The 448-nt window shown below is 67.9% G+C and carries 1 protein-coding gene; it reads left to right on the top strand.

The features are described from left to right. Positions 1 to 73 precede the first annotated feature (73 nt). Positions 74 to 448 (top strand): 4-(cytidine 5'-diphospho)-2-C-methyl-D-erythritol kinase (gene ispE, locus C3Y15_RS31545; protein ID WP_124260322.1); only part of this gene is annotated, 375 nt, incomplete at its 3' end.

The following is a 448-nucleotide window of genomic DNA, read 5'->3' as shown; positions in this document are numbered from 1 at the left end:
AAGCTGCACGGCCAGGACCTCGACGTCACCCTGGTGATCAAGGACTGGCAGCCGCGCCAGCTCGGCCGCTGACATGAGCGTGCGCCTCAGCCTGCCAGCCCCGGCCAAGCTCAATCTGTTCCTGCATATCCTCGGCCGCCGCGACGATGGCTATCACGAGTTGCAGACCCTGTTCCAATTCCTCGACCACGGCGACGAGCTGCATTTCGAAGCCCGCCAGGACGGCCAGGTACGCCTGCACACGGAAATCGCCGGGGTGCCGCACGACAGCAACCTGATCGTGCGCGCCGCGCGCGGGCTGCAGGAAGCCTCCGGCAGCCCGCAAGGCGTCGACATCTGGCTGGACAAGCGCTTGCCCATGGGGGGCGGCATCGGCGGCGGCAGCTCCGACGCCGCCACGACGCTCCTGGCCTTGAACCATCTCTGGCAACTCGGCTGGGACGAGGAC

The organism is Burkholderia sp. B10, from assembly GCF_004368385.1.
Classification (GTDB): Bacteria; Pseudomonadota; Gammaproteobacteria; order Burkholderiales; family Burkholderiaceae; genus Burkholderia; species Burkholderia vietnamiensis.
This window is presented reverse-complemented; position numbering and strand designations above follow the sequence as displayed.